Raw genomic sequence first — 24,919 nt, forward strand, 5'->3', positions numbered from 1 at the left:
CCCCGAACCCGCCTTGAGCGGGTTTTGTCATTTCTGAGAGAGGTAAAAGCCATGGGCTACAAACTCCCCAACGGCGGAACATTCCAGCATGCCGCCACCTATGCCGCTGCTCTGGCGTTCACTGCGATCAGTAACGCCACTGAAGCCGTGGCAACAGTCGCAGGCGCCGATTTGGAGGTGGGCGATATCGTGCTGGTTGAGTCCGGCTGGAGCACCCTCAATGGGCGTGTTGTACGTGTTAAGGCCGCAACAGCGGTGTCGATCACTCTTGAGGATATCGATACCTCGGACACGCAAAGCTTCCCGGCAGGTTCCGGTGGCGGGACCCTGAAGAAGATCGAAACGTGGGTGCAGATTCCGCAAGTCACTGACGTGGCGTTTTCCGGCGGCGAGCAGCAGTACACGGACGTGGTTTTTCTGGAAGACAAACAAGGTCGTCAAGTGCCAACCGACAAGTCGGCAGCGAGCATGGCATTGACCATTGCCGATGACCCGGGCAAGCCATTCGTGAAAGTACTGGAGGCCGCTGACGCAGGTCGGAAGGTGGAAGCTGCGCGCCTGAACCTACCCGGCAATGACACCATTTTCTACGGTGCCTATACCTCGTTTTCTAAGCAGCCGACGGTCTCGCGTAGCAACGTGCTGACCCGCACCGTTAACTTGGCTTTGCAAGCCGAACCGACCCGTTATCTGGTGTAAGGAGCACTCATGGCCAAGTTCAAAATTCAGCAAAACCCAACGTTCAAGATCACCGTTGAAATCCCTCGCGTTGGCGCTGAGCCCGACAAGGTACCTTTCGAGTTCAAGTATCGAGACCGCAAGGCCTTGGCTGCATTGTTCCTGTCGTGGCAGGAGGCTTTCAAAGCTGATGAGGTGCGATTTAAGGAGATGGGCGCCGAGTTGACCATCGTTGCGCTGACTGAGGCCAATATCGAGCACCAGGTGAGTCAGGTCGAAGCCTTGGTTGTTGGCTGGGGCTATGACGTCAAACTCAGCCAAGAATCCATTCGGGCGCTGGTGGAAACGTCAGCGGGCGCTGGGGATGCAATCGTTAAAGCCTATCAGGGTGCATTCGAAGCGGCACGCCTGGGAAACTGATCGAGGTCGGTCGCGCACTGTACGAACCTTCTGCGTCATCCGAGCAGCTCAGTCTGTTCGGTCTGACCTCGACAGACTACGTCGACACCGTTGAAGTCTGGGCAGATAACTGGCAGGCATTCCGGCTTTTTGAAGCCCTGTCGACGCAGTGGCGCACCGGCGCGTGCGGGGCTACCGGCCTTGATTATTCGGCGATCTACGACACCGCCAGCCTCTCGGGCTTTACCAAAAAACACACAATTAAGCTCTTCCCTGACCTTCGGGTTTTGGAAGCCGAAGCCATGCTCGTCATGTCTGAGCAAATGAATAAAGGATGACGGCATGAGTGGCGATATTGCGAGCCTTGGGATTGCCGTGCAGACCGGCGAAGTCACCAAGGCCAATAACGAGCTGGAAAAACTCGTTCAGGTTGGTGAAAAAGCTGAAAAGGCAGCAGCAGGGATCAGTGATGGTTTCGACAAGGCTTCGGCGGCGGCTTCTGGTTTGTCGAGCGCAGAAACCAAACTGGCTGAAACCACGGAGGATGCCAAGGCTCGCCTGCTTGCCATGGCCAAGGCCTCCCTGGACTCAAGTGAGTACCTGAAGAGCCTCGCTTCCAGTGTGAACTCCAGTACTTCCGCCATGGACGCGGCACGGGCCACGACCACAGACTTTGCGGCGCTCAATCGACGGCTTAAGGCGGATGCTGATGCTCTGGTCGGGACTGTTGAGCAGCAGGCGCAATCTACGCGCCAGGCAGCGGCAGCCACCGGCGTTCAGGCCGATGGTTTGGCTAAGCTGCTGGGTCAGATCAACCCGGCTGTTGCGGCACTGGCGCGTCTTGATGAGCAGCAGACCAAGTTGGAGCAATATCGCAAGACCGGGTTAATCGATGCCGAAACTTTCAAGGACTATTCGGCCCGTATTGATTCCACGCGCAAGAGCTTGAGTGGTTTTGATGATGGCCTGTCGAAAACGGGCATCAGTGCCAGGCAAACCGAACAAGCGCTGCGCCAACTGCCTGCGCAATTCACTGACATCTTCACCAGCCTGGCTGGGGGTCAGAACCCGCTGATGGTGCTGATTCAGCAGGGCGGTCAGATCAAAGACTCGTTCGGCGGGGTTGATAACACCCTAACGGCATTGAGGGACAAGTTCCGATCTCTGTTCTCGGGTGGAGAGGGTGTTGCTGACTTAGGGGCTTCCCTGGCTGGCGCAGCGGCAAACTCCCAAGACTTGGCAGAAAGCGCAGGCGAGGCGGGCGACAGCCTTTCCGATCTGGCAGAAAGCTCGAACACCGCCGCCGAAGCGGCTGAAAATGCCCAGCGCGCGGTAGGTGCAATTCGGCCTGTGGTTAGTGCAGCATCACTCGGTTTTGTCGGCATGACGGCAGTGATAGCGGGCGCAGCCGCGGCGTTGGGTATTCTAATTTATGGCTACTACCAAGGAAGCAAAGAGGCCGACGAATACAACAAATCTTTGGTGTTGACTGGCAATTATGCCGGTACCAGTGCTGATCAACTGGCAGATTTGGCCCGACAAATCAGCGCAACAAATGGTACTACCAGCGAGGCTGCTGTATCACTTGCCAAGCTGGCGAGTAGCGGAGTGATTGCAAAAAGTAGCTTCAAGGGAATAGCCGATGCTGCCGCTGCGATGGAAGACGCCACTGGAAAGTCTGTCGACGCGACAATTGCTGAATTTATAAAAATCGCCAAAGATCCTGTGGCAGCTGCAAAGGAACTCAATGATCAGTATCACTTTCTGACTGCTTCGGTTTATTCGCAAATTGTGGCGCTCAAGGAGCAAGGCAATACCACAGCTGCTGCTGACCTTCTTACCAAGAGCTACGCGGAAACCGTTCAGGAACGGTCACAACAGATAACTGACAATCTCGGAACCATAGAGCGAGCATGGAAAGGCATCAAAGATGCTGCCGCTGGTGCGCTTGATGCAACGCTCAACGTCGGTCGCGCACTTACGATGGAGCAGCGAGCTCAAGAAATCCGAGACCGCCTTGCCACCAATAAGGGACGCGGAGGACGAGCAGCATCGCTTGGTATTGAGACCAGAGACATTGCTAATGATCAGCGTGAGCTGGCTTATCTCGAGCTTCAAATTGATGCGGAGAAATCCAAAAACAGCTATCTCGGCGAGCGAAACCGAATACAAAAAGAAGGTATAGATGCCGGGCAGCGGCTGAAGCAAATTAGTGATGCCAGCCTTACAAATGCAGAAAAGCGCGACAAACTCACCAAGGCTTATCTACGTGATGTAGAAGTGCTGAAGAAGGCCAATCCGGACGATCCTCTGGTCCAGGCAGAGTTTGTGGCTAAATCCCTTCAGAACATCAAAGACAAGTACAAAGACCCGAAAGTCCCAAAAGGAGCGGTCGGCGCCGTAGACCTGACGGAGTTCAACGCCTCTCAAAACGCTATCAAAACAATCCTCGCCGAGTACACCAACGCCCAAAAGGAGTTGGATGCACTGCAAAAGGCTGGCTTGGTTTCGCAGGAAGAGTACGGCTGGAAGCGCGCAGGCCTGATAGGCAATGAGAAAGACGAAATCACCGCGGCGTATGAGGCCGAGATAGCAGCGCTTGAGTCGGCCAAGGCCAGAAAGACCACATCAGCCGCGCAAGCGGTCGAACTGGACAAGAAGATCGCCGATGCTCGCACCGATATGGTTAAGGCCCAGCAGGACGCTGACAGCCAGTTAAAAGTATTGGCAATCAATCAAGAGGGGCGCCTTAAAAAGCAAACCTTGGCGATCAATAACTACACCGATGCGCTGAGTCGGCAGAATCAAGCGTTGCAGCAGGCGGGGCAGCGGGCCGCGCTCGGCGTTGGTCAGGGTGACCGTCAAAACGCCCTCAACGGTGAGCTGAATGGCATTGCTGACCAAGCCAACCAGCAGCGCCTGGATCTGGCCCGGGACAAAGCCGACGCCGCGCGCAACATGAGTGCGGACGAGTACAACCAGAAGCTCGCTGCCATCAATAAAAGCGAATCCGACCTTGCGCAGACCACGCTCAGCAATTATGAGCAGATGTCGGCCGCTCAAAGTGATTGGCGCAACGGGGCAACGGCCGCTTTCCAGAACTACATGGACAGTGCCCGGGATGTGGCAGGGCAAACAAAAAGCCTGTTCAGCAACGCGTTCAGCTCGATGGAAGATGCGGTCGTTAACTTCGCCATGACCGGGAAGCTTTCGTTTGCGGACTTCACCAAGTCGATTTTGGCGGACATGGCGCGCATTGCATCACGGCAGGCAGCCTCAGGGATTCTAAGTTCTCTGGTAGGGGTTGGCGTCTCGGCGGCTGGCGCTTATTTCGGCGGTGGTACTGCATCCGCCGGATCTACTCAGGCCGGATACAGCCCTGAAATCATGGACGGTTGGTCAGGCATCCAGCAGGCCAAAGGCGGGGCTTGGCATGCGGGCGTACAGATGTTTGCTGATGGCGGCGCCTTCACTAACTCCATCGTTAGCAAACCGACCGCGTTCGGTATGGCCAACGGCAAAACCGGGGTCATGGGTGAAGCAGGGGAAGAGGCCATCATGCCGCTGACCCGCACCGCGAGTGGCAAGCTCGGTGTTATGGCGGTTGGTGGCGGCAGTGGAACTTCGATCAGCCTCAATATCCCCTTAATGGTGATGACCGACGAAGAGTCAGGCCGCCCGGATGGGGCTGAACTCGATACCGAAGCTTTCCAGCGCAACATGCAAGACCGGATGCGCGTCGTAGCCAAGGAAGAAATTGCCAAGTCGTGGCGCCAAGGCGGGGTCAGCAGCCGAAACGTAAAAGGATGATTTATGGCAATCGAAACATTCACCTGGCAAACCGAAAAGGGCGAAGGCGAGATCAAACAGCGCGTGCGCACCAAGCAATTCGGCGACGGCTACGCGCAGACGACTACGGACGGGATCAACAACAAATCCCAGTCCTGGCCGTTTATGCACACCGGCCCCAAGGACCGAATCAAGGCCATTATGGCGTTTCTGGATCGGCACCAAGGGGCGAAAGCCTTCCTCTGGACACCGCCACTGGGCGAGCTGGGTCTTTACAAGTGCAACGGTTACAAGCCTTCACCCCGTGGCGGGCTGACCTACTCCCTGTCGGCCACCTTCGAGCAAGTGTTTCACCCCTAAGGTAATCCTCACATGGCATTAATCACGGACATCCAGAAACTGGAACCCGGCGGCGAAATTCGCCTGTTCGAAATCGACGGGACTGAATACGGCGCGGATTACCTGCGCTTTCATGGGCATGCCATTCCACATACCCCGGATGAATTGCTGGCCTATCAAGGCTCTGACGAAGATCTGCCTGCCAAGTCGATTTTCTGGCAGGGCAACGAATACGCTGCGTGGCCCGTGAACATTGAAGGAATTGGCTCTGACAGCGACGGCACAGCCACTCGGCCTACGTTCATAGCAGGCAACATCAACGGCCGGGTGACGGCGCTGTGCTTGGCTTTTGAAGACCTCCTCAAGTTCAAACTCACCGTACGCGAGACACTGGCGCAGTACCTGGATGCCGAGAACTTCCCCGAAGGCAATCCCACGGCCGACCCGACGCAAGAAGCACTGGAAATCTGGTTTATCGACCAGAAAACCGGTGAAGACGGCGAACAGGTGCAATGGGAACTGTCCTCGCCTGGCGAAATCGACAACCACGGCTTGCCCGGGCGCCAAATGACGACTTTCTGCCATTGGGTAATGACCGGCGGCTATCGTGGCCCGAACTGTGGCTACACCGGCAGGCAGATGTTCGACGACGAGGACGTCCCGACCGATGATCCCAGCAAGGACATCTGCAAAGGCTGCCTGTCGTCCTGCAAGTTACGCTTCGGCGAAAACGAAGAGCTTCCCCACGGTGGATTCCCCGCTGTGTCCCTCATAGCCCGGAGCTGATCATGCGCAAACACATACTGAGCGCGATTGCTGCGCATGCGGCTGCCGAGTACCCCAAAGAAAGCTGCGGTCTGCTGCTGGCAGTTGGGCGCAAGCAGCAGTACTTCCCGTGCCTGAACATTGCCAGCGAGCCAAACGAAGAATTTCGCCTTGATCCTGAGGACTACGCGGCTGCGGAAGACTTGGGCGAAGTAATCGGCATTGTTCACTCCCACCCGGACGCTACCAGTCGCCCGTCTCCGCGCGATCTGGCCATGTGCGAGGCCACTGCCTTACCCTGGCACATTCTGTCGTGGCCGGAGGGCGACATGCGCACGATCACGCCAACGGGCAGCACGCCGCTGCTCAAGCGTCCGTTTGTTCATGGGGCCTGGGACTGCTGGCAGGTCTGTGCAGATTGGTACAAGCGTGAATGGGGGTTGGAGTTCGAGGCATTCCAGCGCGTAGATGGCTGGTGGGAGAGTGCGGAGAACACCAGTCTTTATGAGGCCAATTATGAGGCGTCTGGCTTTTTGCGGGTCGATCAGCCGCAGCGCGGAGATTTGATAATTATGGCGATTGGGCGAACGGCTCACCCGAATCATGCCGGGGTTTACTTGGCCACTGATCCGGCGCTACGGGTGAAGAGTCAGGCGCATTTGGCCCTGGGCCATTTCTGCTGCACCACATGTACGGCAGGCCTTCCGAGATCATCGTCTACGGCGGCCCTTGGCATGACCGGACGCGCCTGATCCTCAGGCACAAAGACGCAAAACAACCAATATGACGCGGCAGGGCCGCTGGAGCTAGGCATGCAAACCTCGCAACGCTACATGCTGACTATTTACGACCTTTTCACCATTGGCGATGGCGGTATCTGTGGGGCAGATGCGGAAGTGGCCATTCTGGATGGCGGCCTTGAGATTGATCGCATGAAATTCTCCGGCAAGTGCCAGAGCAAAGAAGGTTACAGCCGCGCCTACAGCGGAAAGCTTGGTCTCACTGCGCAGCTGTTATCTGGGCCCGAAGGAATGAGCTTCGCATGGGGCAAGGCTGAAGTTTATCCCTATCAACCGGTCATTGCCTGGCGGCGCCGCTTAAGTAGCCCCCCCGACAGGGATCCGGCCGAACTGGATGTTCAGGATGGGCGCGCCGAGTACTTGCTCAGCGGCCCGTACAATCTTTCCGAGGGCGGTAAAATCGAAGTTGTCGGTGGCAAGCTTCTTTTTACCGGCAGCAGTATGAGGATCAGTTGATGTGGTGGAAGGCCCTATCGAAAGTGCCGTCGCCGAAGTAGTTCAGATTATCAGCCAAGATCAGTGCATACCCTGAGCCAATGCTTTTGAGCGCGTTGAAGATTGTCCCAAAATCAGACTCTGACAAAAAGGTAATGACACCGCACCCCACTTCAACACCTTTGTATGCGAATTTCTCCGCCACAGGGATGTAGTCGTCTTTCGAGGTGACGATGATGTAGGGGAAGATGGTTTGTCCTTCGTTCACATTGACCTCCAGGTCATAAACGCGCCGATATTGGCGCAGTCCCAGTCCCAGTCCCAGTCCCAGTCCTTGGGCTTGCAGGCGTGGGACTGGGAAATCCTTGCGTGTGGCAGGAGGCTACTATCTGAATGGATTGCAGCGATACTGGCATTCCATCCACGCTGGATGCCTGGCCAGGTCACGTTGCTGGGGGCTTGCATTGGTGCTGTGTCGATGCACTATGATGAACCCGGATCCGTCCATAGAACTGAGGCTGAAAATGACAAAAGACAACGAATTAGTGATTGTTAACCCGTTCCTCGGCACACCGTTTAAGGTTGCCCCAGATGGGACGCCCATGGAGGGTCTGACGTTTAAGACCCGAGCCGAAATGGATGCTTTTGTCGCGGAACACTGGCCTGGCGGCGTTGTTGAAATGGTAGAGGCCCCAGTAAAGTGAGCTATAGCCCAGCCCCGCGCTGGGCTTTTTGCATTCGCCCCCTCAGTGCTACAGTCCCGCCAAACCAAAGAGGGAACGACATGAAATTGATTGTGGGAGCTGTTGCGTTAATGGCCTTGGCTGGGTGCCTGGATCAGGGGAAGGTGCCGGAAGGGCTTGTTCAGGCAACGAAGGAAGCTAAGGAGCTGAGCATTGCCAATAACTCCCCCGACCTAACGGTGAAGTCGTGGTGGGCAGCCAAAGACGCTGCCATGCGCCTTGATAGCCAAATCTGCTTCGAATATGTGCGCTTTCAGGCTCCCGCAAGCGAGAAGCTGTACAAACTTGCTACCTCAGATATCCCGATCGACAGACCGTGCGATGGCGGTGTATTTATTTTTGATCGGGTAATCACTAGGGTCGAAATCCAGTCAGACACCAGGGCGGTAGTCAAAGCGACTATCAAAAATGCGACACCTCCAGAGGCTGGCGCCGTCCTGGATGACAGCGACATCAAAGCGAAGGCCGAGGGAGAACCATACCTGTACACGCTCGAGCGGAAGGATGCCGACAGTGGGTGGGCTATATCGCGAATCGATAGATTTCCCTCGTATGCCAGGGACTGGGAAAAGGCTTATGACAAGCCGCAGCCATCTTCCAATCGGTTTGTCTATGAGCAGTACCAATGACGAGGCTGAGCGACATGAAATTATTCATAGGGGTACTGGTCTTGGTTGCGCTGGCGGGCTGTATGGCGCCGACGATGAATGAGGCGCGCCAGGCGGGGCCGTATAAGGTACTGACCTCGAAGAAAACCGACTCCGCGCTGGCTAGATGTGTCCACTATGAATGGCAAAACCAGCCGATCTTCGGAGGCACGCCTGGGGCAACTCTCCAGCCAGGTCGCGATATCGGGTATACGGTTTTCACTGAGGGCTCGCAATACTTCGTTGATATCCAGCCAAAGGGCTCTGGATCGGAGGCAAAATATTACGTGGTGGTTGGTAACTGGATCGCCAATAAAAGACTGTCTGCGCTGCAAGGCTGTATGTAGAGATACATAAATTCATTCAAGGCTCGCTTCGGCGGGTCTTTTTATTACCTGGAGAAAACACATGGCCGCACTGGCGATCAACTATCAACCGCTGACCACGATTCTTCTCTATGGGCAGCTTCGGCAATTCGGGCGTTCTTTTAGGCTTTCTGTTCGAACCCCTGGCGAGGCCATCAAGGCGCTCTGTGTGCAGATCCCTGGTTTTGAAAGATTCCTTTCTAACGCAAAGTCGCGCGGGATCGAGTTTGCAGTTTTCCGGGGCTCGAAAAATCTCGAAGAGAAAGAGCTTGGATTTTCCGGGGAAGGGGATATTCGTATCGCGCCAGTCATCACCGGCAGTAAGCGCGGCGGGGCGCTGCAAACCATCATCGGAGCTGTACTGATTGTTGTCGGCCTAGTCATCACTGGCGGCACTTTCGGCGCTGGTGCGCCTTTCGGCTCGGCACTGATCATGATGGGCGGCTCAATGGTGCTTGGCGGCGTAATCCAAATGCTCAGCCCCCAAGCCGGCGGCTTGAAGACCAGCGCAGCGCCTGAGAACACCCCCGGCTATGCCTTCGGCAGCGCCAAAAACACCACAGCCTCCGGCAATCCGGTCTCACTGTGCTACGGACGCAGACGCTGGGGCGGTGCGATCATCAGTGCTGCGATTTACGCCGAAGATCAGATGTAGAAACCACCGAATGCCGCACCGCCAATTGGCGGTTTTTTTTCGCCTGGAGGAAAGCATGGGCGCAGCACAGTTAATTGATGTCCATGGCGCCAAGGGCGGATCAGATAAGCCGAAGGCGCCAACAGAAGCACCTGACAGTCTGCGCTCAATCGCCTTGGCGAAGATGCTGATTGCAGTGGGTGAGGGCGAGTTTGACGGCACGCCAACAGCTCGCAACATTTTCCTCGACAACACCCCGCTGCAAGATGAACAGGGTAACTACAACTTCCCTAACGTGAAGTGGGAGTGGCGCACCGGCTCTGTTGAGCAGCCGTACATCCGCGGCATTCCTTCGGTCGAAAACGAAACAACTTTAGGCATCGAGTTGCGCAGCGGGACGCCGTGGGTTCGGGCGATCAGCAACACTCAGCTTTCTGCTGTACGCGTGCGCTTCGCGTGGCCAGCCTTGCAGGCGGTGGATGAGAGTAACAACATTAACGGCTATCGAATCGAGTACAAGATCGAGGTGGCTACAGACGGAGGCGCTTACAAAGAGGTTTTAAGCGAGGCTGTTGACGGAAAGACCACCAGCACCTACGAGCGTACCCGTCGCGTTGACCTGCCCAAGGCGGCAACGGGTTGGTTGCTGAAAATTACCCGTTTAACTGCAAACCAAGGCAAGAACAAAATCGCCGATACGATGCAGATCGCGGGCTTCACCGAAGTCATTGACGCCAAACTGCGTTACCTCAACACAGCGCTGCTTTATATCGAATTCTCTGCTGAGCAGTTCCGTAACATCCCGGCAGTCACGACCGAATGTGACGCACGCAAGATATCGGTACCGAGCAATTACGACCCGCGCAAGAAGTCCTATACCGGGATCTGGGACGGAACCTTCAAGCAAGCCTGGACCGATAACCCGGTTTGGATGACCTACGACATCACCGTTAATGACCGCTTCGGTCTCGGCCGCCGGATTAAGCCGTGGCAAGTCGATAAGTGGGAGCTGTACCGCATTGCTCAGTACTGCGACCAGCTGGTCCCGGACGGGAAGGGTGGCCAGGAGCCGCGCTTCATCTGCAACTTGAACCTGCAAGGCAAAGCTGACGCCTGGACGCTTCTGCGGGATATCTCTGCGATTTATCGCGGCATGACCTATTGGGCACAAGGGCAAGTGTTCTCGCTGTCAGACATGCCGCGCGCGACAGACTTCGACTTCGCCTATACGCGTGCCAACGTGATCGACGGCAAGTTCTCGTACGGCAGTGCCTCAGAGCGAACTCGCTACAGCCGCGCACTTATCAGCTACGACAACCCGGCCAACAACTATGACACTGATGTCACGGCAGTCACCGACAGCAAGCTGCAACGTCGCTATGGTGACAACCCACTGGAGATTAGCGCTATTGGTTGCACCCGCGAGTCTGAAGCTCAGCGTCGTGGTAAGTGGGCGCTGCTGACCAATGCCAAGGACCGCACCGTTTCTTTTCGAACGGGCTTGGCCGGTCGCATCCCTCTACCCGGGTATGTGATTCCGATTGCGGATGAGTTGATCGCGGGAAGGCCGGTGGGCGGGCTTGTGTCCGCAGTCAAAGGGAAGGTCATCACCCTGGACCGTGACACCTCGGCCAAACCGGGTGATCGTCTGATCGTGAACTTGCCGGACGGTAAATGCGAAGGCCGTACCATTCAGTTGGTCAGCGGCCGAAAGGTCACGGTGACCACGGACTATTCCGTCGCGCCCGAGCCTGAGCTGGTGTGGTGCCTGGACGCGTCTGATTTGGCGGTACCGCTTTATCGTGTCACCAGCGTGTCACGGCCCGAGCCAGGTGTTTTTGAAATTACCGCTGTGCAGTACGACCCAAGCAAGTTTGCGCACATCGACACCGGCGCGCGTTTGGAAGAGCGTCCCATCAGCGTAATTCCGATTACCGTCGTGCCTGCGCCGGCGAGCGTTACGCTCAAGTCCAACTCAACCGTCGCCCAGGGCTTGGCGGTGACCACTATGACCATCGCATGGGATTCGGTCCCCGGCGCTGTCGCCTATGACGTGGAGTGGCGTAAAGACAATGGCAACTGGATCAAGGTGCAGCGCACCGGCTCATCCAGTGTTGAGGTACCTGGTATTTACGCTGGAGCTTATTTGGCTCGGGTGCGTGCGGTCAGTGCGTTTGAGATTTCGTCCATCTGGAAAAACTCGCAACTGACGCAATTGAAAGGCAAGGAAGGTTTGCCACCGGCCATCACACACCTGACCACAGAAAGCCTGGTCTACGGCATCCGCCTGAACTGGGGTTTCCCTCCGGGCGCCGAAGACACCCAGCGCACCGAACTGTGGCAGAGCACGGCCAACAACTTGGCAGGCGCTACCAAACTCGGCGACTACGCCTACCCGCAAGCCCGGCACGAACTGCAAAACATCGTGCCCGGAACCAGCCTGTTTTTCTGGGCGCGGCTGGTGGACCGCACCGGCAATGTCGGGCCGTGGTTTCCGGAGAAGTTCGGGGTCAATGGCCAGCCGAGTTCTGAGCAGACGGAGTACGAGAAGTATTTCCTCGGCAAGATTCAGGAGTCGGCGTTCGGTCAGGCGTTGCTCGACAAGATCGGCAAAATAGAACTGATCGACGGTGATGGCCCGGGTTCTGTGAATGAGCGGCTCGATGCGGCCAAGCAGGAACTGGCAGAGCTGATCAAGGAAGTTACCGACGCGCTGGAATACGACAACGCCAAGCCTTACGCCTCGGGAGATGTGGTGCGTTTGGGTAACCGGCTGTTTCAGGCCATTGCAGCCACCACAGGCCATGCGCCGCCCAACGCTACTTATTGGGTGGACATGGGCACCTTGGCCGAAACGACCAATGCCCTGGTGCTGCAAGTGCAAAAGAACTCGGCCAGCATCATCGAGCAGGACGGCAAGATCACCGCGCAGGGCAAACAGATCAGCGCTATCGATGCCAAAGTCACCGACCCGAAAACGGGGCTGGTGGCTACGGCTAACGGGCTGAACTCGCTGACCAGTACTGTCGAAACCCTCGACGGCAAGATCAAAGCCACATCGGAGAAAGTGGACGGCGTGTATGCGCTGGTCAAAACCGACTCGGCGGGCGACACCAGCGGCAGCGCGGGTGACTCCACGTCATCGGCCGGGGCGTGGTCGATCATGTCGGCCGTTGCTGAACGCGACTTTGCACAGTCAGTGCGCACCGATACCGTCGAAGCCAAGGTGGCGGACAATGCTGCGAAGATCATCGATGTCTCGACGGCCGCCGCAGACGCCACCTCAGCTGTGGCCACTCGCGTCACCCAGCTCAGCGCCAAGGTCGACAACAATGCAACCACCTTCAAATCGGAAACCACAGCGCTCGCAGACGCGGACAAGGCGCTGGGCAGCCGCATCGAAACGGTGCAAGCATCAGTCGGGGATGTAACGGCGTCGGTGCAGCAAGTCAGCCAAGCCGTTGCGGACGTGAATGGCAAGGTAACCGCACAGACCACCATCAAGGCCCAGACCACGGTTGACGGCCGCAAGGTTATGGCCGGGCTGTCGGTAGCGGCGGGTGACACCTCTGAAATTCTGGCGTTCGCCCAGCGCTTCGCCATCATTGACGAAGTAACGGGCCAGCTCCGCGCGCCCTTTATCGTGCAGGGCGGTCAGGTGTTCATCAACTACGCCATGATCGATACGGCGTTCATTCAGAACCTGGTGCTGGGCATGACGTTGCGGTCCAGTGCGGTCAACGCCAAGGGCCAGCCGCTACTGGAAATCAACATTCCACAAGGGATGCTGACCCTGCGCAGCTCCGGAGCGGGCGGTTCTACGACGCTCAACAACAACGGGCTGCTTGTGCTGGATGAAGCTGACAGTGTTCGCCTGCGGGCCGGGAATCTGGCGCTACTGAAGTCTGGGAGCTGATGTCATGACGTATGGGTTAGAAGTGCTTGATGCGAAGGGCGTGCAGACGTTGGGGATGGAGGATTTCACCCTTCAAAGACTGGCTACCATGACCATCCCCGCAAATCGTGGCAGTGGCGCAGGTACGAGAGGTGATTACATTCTCATGAATGTAGATGGATATAGCCCCGCCACGTGCTTCGTGACCATAACCCCGAAAGCCTACTCGCCGTACCCGCAAGGTGCCGGGCATGTGTATTGGGGTTGTGTGCCGACCTACAAAGACCTTGGCGGAACGCAAATAGGGATCATCACCTACTGCAATTACTATGAAGTCGACTATAAAGGTGATTGGATATTCAAGTGGAAGTCCGAAGTAGTTGAGAGCATCGTTGAAGTAGTGAGGGTGATTTAATGAGTTATGGACTGTCTGCAACCAACAATGGCGGTTCCGTTGTAATCAGCAGCGACTATAAAATCTTAGTGTTTTCTGAAAGGGGGAGTTTCCAGATAGTATCGCGCTACTCTGATGGTGAGGGATATGGCTCTGTTACATTCATCAAGCCAATAAACACGCTAGAGGCGCCGCAAATATTTGTTAGGTGTGTTTCAGCATCCCACTCGGCGCTATCTTTTTATACGAGGGTTCTCGGAAGTCCCGGTAACTGGACAGGCTTTAGCGTAGTGAGTTCGGCTCTTGGTGGTGGGGCGCTTCAAAATTTCAATCTTGAATATGTATCTTGTAAGTATTCCGATAAAAAGAGCATCGACCCGTACGGGCTTGAGATATACGATCGTCAAGAAGGGATCGTATATACATCGAGCGACAGGGTGGTGAGATACAGTAAATTTACCAAGCGTTGGTCGTACGTGCCGCCGCAAATAGCTTACGGTCGAGTAGCTGTATTTAATAGCAATTTGGCTATTGATAATGATGACTTTATTAGTATATCCAGTATTGATCGTGGTAATGCGTGGTTTATGGGGTCGGCGGATTATGCGGGGTTAAGGATAAGGGAAGGTGGCGCCCCCACGATTAAAATATTGATCAATTTAAATCGTCCCTATATTGGGCTGTACCAAGGTACGGCAGGTGCCGCCTTTTCAATACCGGTGTGTAAGTTTCCTATAAGTAGGTATTACAACTAAGTACAAGTTTAACTAACGTGCGCAGCGGCATCGCATCGCGGATTTTTTTCGGAGAACACATGGCACGACAAGAAATCATCTTGGGCGCATTACCAAACGGCCTTGGCGGTGATCCACCGCGAACGGCTAGTGAAAAAATCAATTACATGACCAAGGAGTTGTACGATAAGAATGCAGCGTTGGGGACGGCGGCATTTGCAAACACGCTTGGTTCAGTACTTAATGGGGCTATTATAGAAAGAGGGTCGAACGCCAATGGAGAGTTCGTAAAGTTTGCAGATGGAACAATGCTAACTTGGGGCGCTCAATCTGCATACACCGATCTTCCGCCCGGCCAGGCAATCTCTTGGGATGCTAACAATTTGAGTCTTCAGCCAGCCGCATTTGTAGGGAGGTGGGAGTCGGTAGTAAATTATGGATTGTATAACTCGTCAGGTGTGGCCATATACACAAATAACTTTATTTATGCGAGCCCTTCGGGTGATTTGATTTTTGCGGGGTTTAATACAGGCAATAGTCCTGCTTATGCTCATCCTTCTTTTACCACTGGAACGCAAATTGCTAAAAGTTATGTTGCGCATTTTCAGTCTGTTGGGAGGTGGAGATAATGGTGATTAACTTTAGACCCATCAGGACAGATGCAGTAGTTAGATACTTCGTTATAGGTGATAGCTTATTCGTCGATGATGTAGGATTTGATCTATCAAAAGTGGAAGAAGGAGACATTCTTCCCCATGCCGCTATTTCTTCAAAATGGTTCGCAGGTGATGTGACACGTGCGGGAGGTGAAATAGAACTGACCCTTAGCCTGCCAAACCCTATCAACTACAGCCCAGAACAAGCTTTTCCAAAGGCTGTTCACATGAAAACGGACGGATTGGTTCCACAACCGCTCCCACTGCCTGCGGAGAATGCCCGTGAGTAATATCGATTGGACGAAATTGAGAAAAGCAGCCGATATTGAAACCGAGAAAGAAGACGCCCGGCTTTGGCCTTTCATCAATATTGAAAAGCAGTGGGCCGAGGAAGAACGCCGCTACGTGAGCGAAGTACTTGAGGCCATTGAGGACGGTGGCGACGATGCTCCGTTAGGCACCGAACGCGAGTGGCGCGACTACCGCATTCAGGTGCGCGCATGGAAGGAAGGGGCCGAAGGCTATCCCGATTCAGAGAACCGCCCCGTTCGCCCCGCCTAATTATCCAGTAACACCGAACCCCGCCATGTTCGGGTATTTTTTTGCCTGGAGAAAACCATGCCCATCACCACGCAACAACTGCTGCAGATCCTCCCGAACGCCGGCCATGTTGCCGGCGTTTTTGCACCTGCCTTGAACACAGGGATGAACCGTTACCAGATCGTCGGCCTGAAGCGTGTCGCCGCCTTCATCGCCCAAATTGGTCACGAATCGGGCCAGCTCAAATACGTCAAAGAAATCTGGGGGCCTACCACTGCTCAAGCCCGATACGAAGGCCGCGCTGACCTGGGCAACACTCAGCCGGGTGACGGCTCCAAGTTTCGCGGCCGTGGCCTGATCCAGATCACGGGCCGCGCCAACTACAAAGCGTGCGGCGAAGCACTGGGCCTGGACCTTATCCGCCAGCCCGAGCTGCTGGAGAAACCGCAGCACGCGTGCATGTCAGCAGCGTGGTTTTGGGCGAGCAGGGGGCTCAACACCATGGCCGATGCTGGCCAGTTCGACAAGATCACGCAACGCATCAACGGTGGTCAAAACGGTGCGGCGGATCGTCAGGCGCTGTACGCCCGCGCCCTCAAAGTGTTGGCGTGAAGCTCGATGCGGTGAAGTGGGCCGGGGCACTGCTGTTGATGCTCTGCCTCATGGCTGGCAGCGCGTGGGCCGCATGGGAGTGGCAGTCAAACGCCTACGGCCAGCAGATTGCCGAGCAAAAAGCCGCCCACCAAACCGCGCTGACCGACGTGGCCAACGCCAACTCAGTGCTGATCCTTGCCGAACAGAACAAACGCTTCGCCCTGGAACAATGGCTGGCAGCCAGTGACCAAGCCCATTACCGAGCCCTGACCGATGCAAAAAACAATCAAGACCGCCTGCTCGATCGCATTGCTACTACTGAGCTACGGCTGTCAGTCCTACTCGATACCACCGCCGCAAATGGTAGTGACGGAATGCAAACCGCCACCGCCACCGGCTGCGTGGTTCATGGAGCCACGAGAGCCCGACTTGACCGAGCGCATGCTCAACGAATTATCGGAATCATCGGTGACGGCGATCAAGGACTGATCGCGCTGAAGGCCTGTCAGGCTTACGCCCAAGAAATTTCAGCCGCAAAATGAAAGGTGTGGCTAAAGCTGGATGCGTTTGCATCCAGCTCATTTATCGTTTTTTTTATCTATAAAATTCTAGCAGTAATTAATTTGGTAATGGTTAATATGGGATTATGCGACTTCGGTTTTTTCAGCCTCTGCTGGGAAGCACTCTTCGCTGAGAGCTGGCCAGCGTTTATATTTAAATATTAGTCCGGAGTCCATAACCAATTTTTTCTTAATTAAGCGTTTAGCGTCATGTGATTGATTAAGCAAAGAGAAAGCGCAGATCTTCACATCATCCATGCTGCTCTGAGCAATCATGTTTCGAAGGATTAGCTCGCTGTATGATTTATGTTTGGTCTTCTTTGCGGCAAATTGTATGTTTATCATTATGGTGTCAGATTCACAGGCGTCAAGCCGTGCGGAATGTCGTGAGGCAAGAGTGTTGATTTGGTTGTATTCTTCAGTTAGTAGTAAAAGGTATGTCTTGCTCGCCATATAAGATTTGAATGACATTCCTTCTTTGTAGGCGGTTTCTAAATGTTGATCGGCAAGCGCATAGTCTTTTTTGAGCAAGTGAAGATCGCTCAAGGTTTCGAAGTAATAGTTTTTGAATAGGTCTTGTTTATTTACTTCTAGTTTTTCTATGAGCTGGTTGAGAACAGATTTGGTGAAGTTCATCGGTAGCTTAAGGATGTCTACTATAGCCGAACCTATATGTTTTCGCTTTAGCAGTGCTTCAAGTTCAGCTGTTGCAAGTTCATTGTCTGGCTCTACAGAAAGCCAGTATCTGATTTTGGTAAGGCTTATAGATGTGCTCTTATGGTCTGAGTCATTATGGTTCTCTACGAAAACTTTAAGGTCGCTTTTTAAGGATGCGTTGTCTTCAATGTCATAAATATGCTCAAAACTTCTTGCGATCACAGAGTTTATAATTCGGCATTTGGCGGTGGAGGACTTTTTCTTAAGCTCAGTCAGTAGTTCTAGAAAGCCTTTGAGATCAGTTTTTTCGCATGATATTCTGAGCTTCTCCTCTGTGATGTCCAAGGTTTGTGGGTGCTCAGGATTGCGAGTTCTAGCGAGTTTTATATGTTCGCTTATATCCGTTTTTAGTCTGTTTTTTTCATCTTTGTCATTGGATCTGAAGTAGGTTAAGCTTAGTAACTCCATTTTTAAGCTCCAAGCTGAATTATCTAAGCTTGGATTTATCATTAGGCTTCTTTCTAAGTGTGAATACGTAGTTTCTAGGTCGTCGTTTACTTTGAAAGTATCGTCCATGCGTATTTTTCGTATGAGATTAGCTGCAGTCGCATTCAATAATGAAACGCTATACTCAAAAGTTTTTAACGTATGTGAGAGATATTCGTTTTTATCGGAAGGGCTTTCTATAGATCGAGACTTTTTTAAATGATACTCAATATTGTGAGGGTCTATTTCGATAAGCTTATCGCACCAGTAGCTAACCTTGGTGTTGAATCCTAATTTTTGGTATATGTCAATATATTTTTCAATATAAAATTTCTTATCGTCAGGTTTAACTGCTGACTCATAGTACATGCTGCATGTTTCTTCTGCCTTGGTTAGATCTGAGCTTTCTATAAGAGCATCGATCTCAAGTAAATTTCTGACCTCTTTCATTCCTAGCTTAGATGATTCGTTGGAACTCGAGATTTGTTTTACAAACTCTGATATGTCTTTGGAGTTGCCGTCACTTTTAATTGAAGAAATTTCTCGAGAGATTATCTTGTTGCTGGCAAGTCCATAGGTGTCTCTAATTATATTTTGGATTGTTTGATGTAATTTGGATTGCCTGTTGTTTGAATTTAACTTTAGCTCCCCTAATACAGTTTGTGCATGGATTTCGGCAAAAAGCTCATCAAATCCATCAATTAATACTGGATATACTTTGTCTTTCCAGATTAGGTTTCTTAAAGTGTGACAGACTTTGTCAGTACGTCTTAAACACCAGTAGACCCCGTTTTTCAAATAGTTCTCTTGCCTTGCCAGGAACTCAAGAACATCCATGATGGATCGATCGCTCCCTGAGTATCCTACTACAATTAATCCATACTCTTTGCAAAACTCTACAAATTTTTCTTTGGTGTTGTGTTCCAAAGATTCTGTTTCTCGTAGAGTGCTTTTTATGTCGTCAAATAAATAATCTCCATGGAGTTTGACGACTTTCGGTCTTTTTGATGTGATACTTATTGAGTGAATAGATGAATCGTGCGCACAGACAATAGGTCTAGTGTTTGAAAATAGGTAAAATGCCTCATTGATAAGGTCGTCGAAATTTGTAGTGAAAACAGTATTAAAATAATTTTTGTCAACAAGAGATGCTAGATAGGCATAGCCAATGGATGGGAATTTTTGATCAACTTCCTGCTCTACGAAACGTCTGCGCTGCGTTGGAAGATCGAATTTTTTTTCGAATAAAGACGAGTAAGGGTTGTCTGGGCTGTACCAGCTAGAGTGTTTGAGTTCAAAATATTGTTTTGCGATCTCAGCACTTTCAGCTTTCTGCCCATCATTAAATCGCTCATACAACTCTGTAGCCCATTCATCGATTAATTGCGTTGCTGTTCTAATTCCGGATGTGACCGAGGCGCCCGCGCCTAAAAAAATACTATAGTTTGCTGGGCTACTATGCTCTTTTGTTTTTATATGCCTAATTAAATCTGCTGTTGTACGCAGCTTATGGGATAGTTCTCCATTTTTTCCATCAGCAGTACTAAAAATATCTTCGGCCTTCACGGTATACTCCTTTGAATTATCGATCGGCGCACAAATTAGGCTTTTTGCGCCAACTTCAGAATAATCTTGGATAATGGCAATTTGATGGCTATTTGTCTATGCCAGAAATGCCGCTTTTCGCTCCCCTTAGCTGCGCAGATCCACACACCACGGAGGAGATCAATTATTTATTTGGAGAGGGTTATGTACGTCGTGTGAAGCCCTGAATGATAAAAGGTTGTCGAAGGCCATCAGAACGGTGCAGAAGATGCAAATGATTTTCTGAGAAACATTCTTACTTTGGCATAGAGGAGCTTGCCATCGCTATGGAGAAAAGTCTCAGCTGAAACGTAGTACATTTCACTCGTATGAGGTGCTAGATGACAGGGGGGGGCTTAAAGCGCCCTTTAAAACCCAGGTGCCTTAACTAAGAAAATTTCGGTATGACCGCCGGCGACCAATCTTTAGATGCCCAGCACCTTAAGATAATCCGCAATGCTCTGATACTGTACAAATCGACCACACATCCTGATGACCTATTGGCTATAGAACACCGCTCTAAGCTTAGCCCGCATCAGTCCCCCCTTCGTCGAAATTTCTTACAGAAAAATTGACTGGAAATCTCCTATTTATTTAACTGTATGTTTATACAGTTAAATAAAAGTCGTGCGTCATGAGCTTCACTTCTCTGGATCCAATAGCCGAAGGCGGCGTGCGCCTGCCCCTGTGTTCTTTCAAAGTGCCCGCAGGCTTTCCCATCTCCGGCGGCGGATCACATTGAGAAGCAAGTTTCTCTCTACGAGCTTCTGAGTAGTCGTGCGCCGAGCGTGTGCCTGGTCAAGATTGATGGCGCCAGCATGCAAGGAGCTGGCATATTTGCAGGCGATCTGGCTGTGCTGGATCGTGCGATCGAGCTTGCACATGACTACATCATCGTTGCGTTTCTGAATAACGACCCGCTGTGTAAGCGGCTGGTGATTCGTGGGAAGTCCTTGATCCTAAAATCAGAGAACCCGAAGTATCCGGATCACCACATCATGGAAGGGGATGATTTCTCAGTCTGGGGTGTGATCACGTACACGGTGCGAAGCCATTTACGATAAAAGTTTGGGGGGGGGGGGGCGGGCGTTCGGCAGAATGCCGGAGGAGGTTGAAGAGCCTCAGTGACTTTTCGAGTGATATCGTTACTCGTTGTCCCGCAGGGTGGGGCATCGTTGCAGCGAGCGCCGGTTGCTGGGGTCCCGTATTTACTGGCGCCTAGTAAGTCCAGCTTGAATGAGGTGCTAGGCGGTTAGGGGCATGCCGTTACATTTCAGATCGTGAACTAGGCTTCTACAAATCCAACTCTTTAGGACGAATGTCATGTCATCTCACTCCGAGTCTACTATTGTCATGGCAGATGCTCTGACATTGATACTTCACAACCAGCATGCGCTAGCGGCGGCGGTAGAGGAGGTCACAAAATGGCTTTCGGACAATGGCATACAGAGTGTTGCAGATAGCGCACTCGCCGCCATGGAGACACTGGATACAAATGCACAAGCGATTACAGATGCGATTACGCGACTCCGAAGGTTTTAGGGGGTGATTACCCTGGAGCTTTTTCAACCAGCAGAGCGCTGTTAAATCGATGTTTTTTGGGTCCATAACCTAAGGCCGAGCCTAGACAGAATGCGGCCTGTAAGACATAGGAGGTTTGCTACTAATGGAACACCAAACAGCCTACAGGCTACGGTTATAAAGAACTTCAGTCCCGGCTTGCAAATCCGCCCACGCCGGTTCGATTCCGGCCTCGGCCTCCACATTCGAAAGCCCCGCAGATCAAGGTCTGCGGGGTTTTTTATTGGCTACGATTTGACGATCGCTTCCGCATTTTTTTGGGTTGCTTCCGCAATCAGCCTCTTTATTCCGTAAGCTGGAGCCTTGTGACGGAGGGCGGGGGTGTGCTTTTTTCCCTATAGTCTGGGTAGTCTGCTTTCGGCCAGTAGCGGCCATTTTCTAGAGATCTACTTCAACTCAAAGCCGACACCCGTAACCCTGGCTTAACTTCCTGCTGATATCTCTTCGCTTCCACTTTGCTTGCCATCATGCCGCTGGTGGGCAGCCATCGGTACCCTGAGCACCTTTTCGTTGATAGATACAACTTGCCGGAGTCTGGCGGATGGGTGGGTCGATTAACGGCAGTGTCTGGTTTTATATTCCTAGTTAATGCGATGCCGGTTAACGGCTGCTGCTAAAGCCAGGAATAGTCGATGGCCAAGAGTTCCGCGCACTGCGCCTGGATGAACTGAGTCAGACCATGGCTATGAAGGCTAAGGTCCTCGGCCTTAGGGTGCTGATACCGATGTCAACTAACTTAATTTCTTGTAATGGAGATACACCATGACCTCTACCCAAACCCTGCAAGGAAAAGTGGCTTTCGTCCAAGGCGGCTCTCGCGGTATAGGCGCGGCCATCGTCAAACGCTTGGTTCATGAAGGTGCTCAAGTGGCTTTCACCTATGTATCGTCTGCCGAGCGGGCCAATGCTCTGGTCAGTGAAGTGATTGCCGCTAGTGGTCAAGCCCTTGCCATAAAGGCTGACAGTTCTGATGCAGCAGCCGTGCAGCAGGCCATTCGCACCGCAGCCGAGCACTTTGGTGGGTTGGATATTTTGGTCAACAACGCTGGCGTGCTGGCCTGGGGCAGCACCGAAGAACTCACCCTGGAGCAGCTTGACCACACGTTGGCGATTAACGTGCGCAGTGTGTTCGTAGCCAGCCAGGAAGCTGCAAGACATATGATCGACGGCGGGCGCATCATCAACATCGGCAGCACTAACGCCGAGCGTATTCCGGTTGCCGGCGGTGCACTGTACGCCATGAGCAAGTCGGCGCTGGTCGGCTTGGCCAAGGGCATGGCCCGCGACTTGGGGCCTCGAGCCATCACTGTAAACAACGTGCAACCCGGCCCGGTGGATACCGAGATGAACCCGGCCGACGGTGAGGGCGCCGAGTACCTGAAAGGTCTGATGGCACTGGGGCGCTACGGCAAAGCTGATGAAATTGCCGGCTTTGTCGCCTATCTAGCGGGTCCAGAAGCAAGCTTCATCACCGGAGCCAGCTTGACGATTGATGGTGGTTTCTCAGCCTAGTTCTTTGCGACCCGATGCTAGCAATTCGCTCGTTTCGGGTTACCTCCGTTTTCGGCGCACTTGCTGAATGGCTCAAATTGGCCGATTCAGTTGAAAAAGTTGGCCATGCCAGATTGCTCACATACGGGCTGCACAAAGCGCCTTATGTGCGCGCTGCTACGTGAAATCTCAGCCTGGCAATCTTTCCGTTGAATAAAGGTTTCAATCTCAAGCGCGTACTTTACTACTGCGCAAAGCACGGGGACTGTTTCAACAAGTCGTCCGATAGCAGGCTCACCTGCTTGATAAATAATTTGCATTGCTAATATGGATATACGTATATTCGGTTTTTCATATGTAAATGGTCATGGTCATGATTGTTCCTCCCGATGTGTTCAAGAGCTTGGCTGACGAAACCCGCGTCCGCGCTACCTTGCTTATCGCCAATCAGGGTGAATTATGCGTCTGCGAACTAATGTGTGCTCTGGACGAGAGCCAGCCGAAAATCAGCCGCCACCTCGCCCAGTTACGCAGCAGTGGCCTGCTGCTGGGGCGCCGCCAGGGGCAGTGGGTTTATTACCGTCTCAATCCGGATCTTCCAGCCTGGGTGCACGAAATGCTGCAAGTGACGTTGCAAGCCAACATGCAGTGGCTGCAAAACAACACTTCCCGCTTGCAGAACATGGACGGTCGCCCTGTGCGTGATGTGGCCTGTTGCTGATCATCTACACCAACATCATCAGCTACAACCTGAGCCCGTATATCACCCCGATTTGCAGTCTTGCCACAACACTGTTGTTGCGGCATGCGCTGCTACGGGAGAGCGTGTGTTGGCGCCATTGAAATCTGCAAAAGTTTAAGGAGCAATCCATGCGAGTTCTGTTTATGTGCACGGCCAATAGCTGCCGCAGCATTCTCTCGGAAGCGCTGTTCAACCACCTGGCACCGCAGGGATTCGAAGCGGTGAGTTCCGGGAGTTTTCCAAAAGGGCAAGTGCTGCCTCGTAGCCTGACCACCCTGCAGCAGGCCGGTATTTCCACTGAGGGATTGAGCAGCAAGAGCAATGACGCCTTTGTGGACAGACTGCCGGATATCGTCATTACCGTGTGCGACAAGGCCGCTGGTGAAAACTGCCCGGTGTATTTCGGGCCTGCGCTGAAATCCCATTGGGGGCTGGAAGACCCCTCCGATGTAGTGGGGGACGAAGCTGCCATCGACATTGCCTTCCTCACCACCCTGGCGCGCATCGAGTTACGCTGCAAAGCCTTCCTTGCGCTTCCCTTTGACAGCCTTAGCCGCGACGAACTCAAACGTGAGCTGGACAAAATCAGCAGTCTCTAAGCAGGAGCAGATATGACAGATCTCTTACCTAACCTTGACCTTTCCCTGTTCGAAGACGCGCAAACAATGCCGCGAGAAAGCGAACACAAGCCTCGCATCTTGCTACTTTTCGGTTCGACCCGCGAACGCTCGTTCAGCCGGCTGCTGGTGGAAGAAGCTGCGCGGCTGCTGGAGCACTTCGGCGCCGAAACCCGCCTTTTTGATCCCTCGGGCTTACCGCTGCCCGACGATGTTCCCGTCGACCACCCCAAAGTGCAGGAGTTGCGCGACTTGGTGCTGTGGTCCGAAGGTCAAGTGTGGTGCTCGCCAGAGCGGCATGGGGCAATGTCGGCCGTGTTTAAGGCCCAGATCGACTGGATTCCCTTAGCTCTTGGCGCAGTTCGTCCGACACAGGGCAAGACACTTGCGGTTATGCAGGTCTGTGGTGGTTCGCAGTCCTTCAATGTAGTCAACCAGCTGCGTGTCCTGGGTCGCTGGATGCGCATGTTTACTATTCCGAATCAGTCTTCGGTGCCAAAGGCCTACATGGAATTTGACGATGCTGGCCGTATGAAACCCTCGCCGTTTTATGACCGAGTGGTCGATGTAATGGAAGAACTGGTGAAGTTCACTCTACTGTTGCGCGACCGAAAGGCGTTTCTGGTCGACCGGTACTCCGAACGCAAGGAAAGTGCCGAACAGCTCATGGCACGTGTAAATCAGCGTTCAATCTGAGGTGGCCATGTCGATCGAAAATCCTAAGGGTACAGCTTGAAGAGGCTTCATCAATCCAAGCTGTCTAGGCTCTCGTCGTTACCCAAGCAGCGAGCTCT

General features: G+C 53.2%; 26 protein-coding genes and 2 pseudogenes. 26 read left to right on the plus strand and 2 right to left on the minus strand.

All coding sequences use genetic code 11. The features are described 5' to 3' along the window. Positions 1-51 precede the first annotated feature (51 nt). The 8 genes and pseudogenes from HBN68_RS03910 (at position 52) to HBN68_RS22090 (ending at position 7,226) form a co-directional block, all read left to right on the plus strand. Positions 52-699, plus strand: a complete 648-nt coding sequence (locus HBN68_RS03910) for a phage tail protein (protein WP_169962743.1) — start codon at positions 52-54, stop codon at positions 697-699. 9 nt (positions 700-708) lie between these two features. Next, positions 709-1,098, plus strand: a complete 390-nt coding sequence (locus tag HBN68_RS03915) for a phage tail assembly chaperone (RefSeq protein ID WP_095008958.1) — start codon at positions 709-711, stop codon at positions 1,096-1,098. A 53-nt stretch (positions 1,099-1,151) separates the two neighbouring features. After that, positions 1,152-1,415, plus strand: coding sequence for a DUF1799 domain-containing protein (locus HBN68_RS03920; RefSeq protein ID WP_169963043.1), 264 nt, complete (start codon positions 1,152-1,154; stop codon positions 1,413-1,415). A gap of 4 nt (positions 1,416-1,419) precedes the next feature. Next, positions 1,420-4,887 (plus strand): phage tail tape measure protein, encoded by a 3,468-nt coding sequence (locus HBN68_RS03925; protein WP_169962745.1) that lies wholly within the window; start codon positions 1,420-1,422, stop codon positions 4,885-4,887. Positions 4,888-4,890: 3 nt separating this feature from the next. Then, a complete protein-coding gene (locus HBN68_RS03930) occupies positions 4,891-5,226 on the plus strand; it encodes a phage tail protein (RefSeq protein ID WP_047280221.1) in 336 nt (111 codons plus the stop codon). A 12-nt stretch (positions 5,227-5,238) separates the two neighbouring features. Further along, the gene (locus tag HBN68_RS03935; RefSeq protein ID WP_169962747.1) at positions 5,239-5,991 is read left to right on the plus strand and encodes a phage minor tail protein L; all 753 of its coding nucleotides are present in this window, start codon (positions 5,239-5,241) and stop codon (positions 5,989-5,991) included. A 2-nt stretch (positions 5,992-5,993) separates the two neighbouring features. Then, positions 5,994-6,757: pseudogene (locus tag HBN68_RS03940) on the plus strand (C40 family peptidase). Between the two features lie 25 nt (positions 6,758-6,782). Next, positions 6,783-7,226: a hypothetical protein gene (locus tag HBN68_RS22090; RefSeq protein ID WP_262373414.1), complete on the plus strand. Its 444-nt coding sequence runs from the start codon at positions 6,783-6,785 to the stop codon at positions 7,224-7,226. Here the strand turns inward: HBN68_RS22090 and HBN68_RS03950 are convergent. Continuing rightward, positions 7,219-7,473 carry a hypothetical protein gene (locus tag HBN68_RS03950; protein ID WP_169962749.1) on the minus strand — a complete coding sequence of 85 codons (255 nt, stop codon included), beginning with the start codon at positions 7,471-7,473 and terminating at the stop codon, positions 7,219-7,221. The two genes, HBN68_RS22090 and HBN68_RS03950, sit on opposite strands and share 8 nt — an antisense overlap. 217 nt (positions 7,474-7,690) lie before the next feature. Between HBN68_RS03950 and HBN68_RS03955 the strand changes: the two genes are divergently transcribed. The 12 genes from HBN68_RS03955 to HBN68_RS04010 all read left to right on the plus strand — a co-directional run bounded on the left by HBN68_RS03955 (position 7,691) and on the right by HBN68_RS04010 (position 16,949). Next, entirely contained in the window at positions 7,691-7,909 is a 219-nt protein-coding gene (locus tag HBN68_RS03955) for a hypothetical protein (RefSeq protein ID WP_169962751.1), read from the plus strand. 80 nt (positions 7,910-7,989) lie between these two features. Further along, complete coding sequence (locus HBN68_RS03960) at positions 7,990-8,577, plus strand: hypothetical protein (RefSeq protein WP_146386659.1); 588 nt, start codon at positions 7,990-7,992, stop codon at positions 8,575-8,577. Between the two features lie 14 nt (positions 8,578-8,591). Continuing rightward, on the plus strand, positions 8,592-8,942 hold the full coding sequence (locus HBN68_RS03965; protein WP_169962753.1) for a hypothetical protein: 351 nt from the start codon (positions 8,592-8,594) through the stop codon (positions 8,940-8,942). 61 nt (positions 8,943-9,003) lie between these two features. Then, positions 9,004-9,615 (plus strand): tail assembly protein, encoded by a 612-nt coding sequence (locus HBN68_RS03970; protein ID WP_169962756.1) that lies wholly within the window; start codon positions 9,004-9,006, stop codon positions 9,613-9,615. Between the two features lie 55 nt (positions 9,616-9,670). Further along, the gene (locus tag HBN68_RS03975) at positions 9,671-13,510 is read left to right on the plus strand and encodes a DUF1983 domain-containing protein (protein ID WP_169962758.1); all 3,840 of its coding nucleotides are present in this window, start codon (positions 9,671-9,673) and stop codon (positions 13,508-13,510) included. Between the two features lie 4 nt (positions 13,511-13,514). Beyond that, positions 13,515-13,904, plus strand: a complete 390-nt coding sequence (locus tag HBN68_RS03980) for a hypothetical protein (RefSeq protein ID WP_169962760.1) — start codon at positions 13,515-13,517, stop codon at positions 13,902-13,904. Beyond that, complete coding sequence (locus tag HBN68_RS03985) at positions 13,904-14,638, plus strand: hypothetical protein (RefSeq protein WP_169962762.1); 735 nt, start codon at positions 13,904-13,906, stop codon at positions 14,636-14,638. Before HBN68_RS03980 ends, HBN68_RS03985 begins: the two co-directional genes overlap by 1 nt. 59 nt (positions 14,639-14,697) lie before the next feature. Further along, positions 14,698-15,246, plus strand: a complete 549-nt coding sequence (locus HBN68_RS03990) for a hypothetical protein (protein ID WP_169962764.1) — start codon at positions 14,698-14,700, stop codon at positions 15,244-15,246. Next, positions 15,246-15,563 carry a hypothetical protein gene (locus HBN68_RS03995; protein WP_169962766.1) on the plus strand — a complete coding sequence of 106 codons (318 nt, stop codon included), beginning with the start codon at positions 15,246-15,248 and terminating at the stop codon, positions 15,561-15,563. The genes HBN68_RS03990 and HBN68_RS03995 overlap by 1 nt, the downstream gene beginning before the upstream one ends. Then, positions 15,556-15,834: a hypothetical protein gene (locus tag HBN68_RS04000; RefSeq protein ID WP_143517914.1), complete on the plus strand. Its 279-nt coding sequence runs from the start codon at positions 15,556-15,558 to the stop codon at positions 15,832-15,834. Before HBN68_RS03995 ends, HBN68_RS04000 begins: the two co-directional genes overlap by 8 nt. 57 nt (positions 15,835-15,891) lie before the next feature. Then, positions 15,892-16,425 (plus strand): glycoside hydrolase family 19 protein, encoded by a 534-nt coding sequence (locus tag HBN68_RS04005; protein WP_169962768.1) that lies wholly within the window; start codon positions 15,892-15,894, stop codon positions 16,423-16,425. Beyond that, the gene (locus HBN68_RS04010) at positions 16,422-16,949 is read left to right on the plus strand and encodes a lysis system i-spanin subunit Rz (protein WP_346010192.1); all 528 of its coding nucleotides are present in this window, start codon (positions 16,422-16,424) and stop codon (positions 16,947-16,949) included. The genes HBN68_RS04005 and HBN68_RS04010 overlap by 4 nt, the downstream gene beginning before the upstream one ends. A 102-nt stretch (positions 16,950-17,051) precedes the next feature. Here HBN68_RS04010 and HBN68_RS04015 read toward each other — a convergent pair whose 3' ends face one another. Beyond that, complete coding sequence (locus HBN68_RS04015) at positions 17,052-19,676, minus strand: SIR2 family protein (RefSeq protein WP_169962770.1); 2,625 nt, start codon at positions 19,674-19,676, stop codon at positions 17,052-17,054. Positions 19,677-20,328: 652 nt separating this feature from the next. Here HBN68_RS04015 and umuD point away from each other — a divergent pair. The 6 genes and pseudogenes from umuD to arsH all read left to right on the plus strand — a co-directional run bounded on the left by umuD (position 20,329) and on the right by arsH (position 24,821). Next, a pseudogene (gene umuD, locus HBN68_RS04020) lies at positions 20,329-20,758 on the plus strand (translesion error-prone DNA polymerase V autoproteolytic subunit). Between the two features lie 259 nt (positions 20,759-21,017). Continuing rightward, the gene (locus HBN68_RS22095) at positions 21,018-21,236 is read left to right on the plus strand and encodes a hypothetical protein (protein ID WP_262373415.1); all 219 of its coding nucleotides are present in this window, start codon (positions 21,018-21,020) and stop codon (positions 21,234-21,236) included. An 801-nt stretch (positions 21,237-22,037) separates the two neighbouring features. Beyond that, positions 22,038-22,787 (plus strand): 3-oxoacyl-ACP reductase family protein, encoded by a 750-nt coding sequence (locus HBN68_RS04025; RefSeq protein WP_169962772.1) that lies wholly within the window; start codon positions 22,038-22,040, stop codon positions 22,785-22,787. A gap of 352 nt (positions 22,788-23,139) precedes the next feature. Then, on the plus strand, positions 23,140-23,487 hold the full coding sequence (locus HBN68_RS04030; protein ID WP_094995355.1) for a metalloregulator ArsR/SmtB family transcription factor: 348 nt from the start codon (positions 23,140-23,142) through the stop codon (positions 23,485-23,487). A 149-nt stretch (positions 23,488-23,636) separates the two neighbouring features. Continuing rightward, the gene (locus HBN68_RS04035) at positions 23,637-24,107 is read left to right on the plus strand and encodes an arsenate reductase ArsC (RefSeq protein WP_169962775.1); all 471 of its coding nucleotides are present in this window, start codon (positions 23,637-23,639) and stop codon (positions 24,105-24,107) included. Between the two features lie 12 nt (positions 24,108-24,119). Continuing rightward, positions 24,120-24,821 carry an arsenical resistance protein ArsH gene (arsH, locus tag HBN68_RS04040; RefSeq protein ID WP_094995354.1) on the plus strand — a complete coding sequence of 234 codons (702 nt, stop codon included), beginning with the start codon at positions 24,120-24,122 and terminating at the stop codon, positions 24,819-24,821. Positions 24,822-24,919: the final 98 nt, after the last annotated feature.

The organism is Pseudomonas sp. WS 5078, assembly GCF_012985745.1.
GTDB lineage: Bacteria > Pseudomonadota > Gammaproteobacteria > Pseudomonadales > Pseudomonadaceae > Aquipseudomonas > Aquipseudomonas lundensis_A.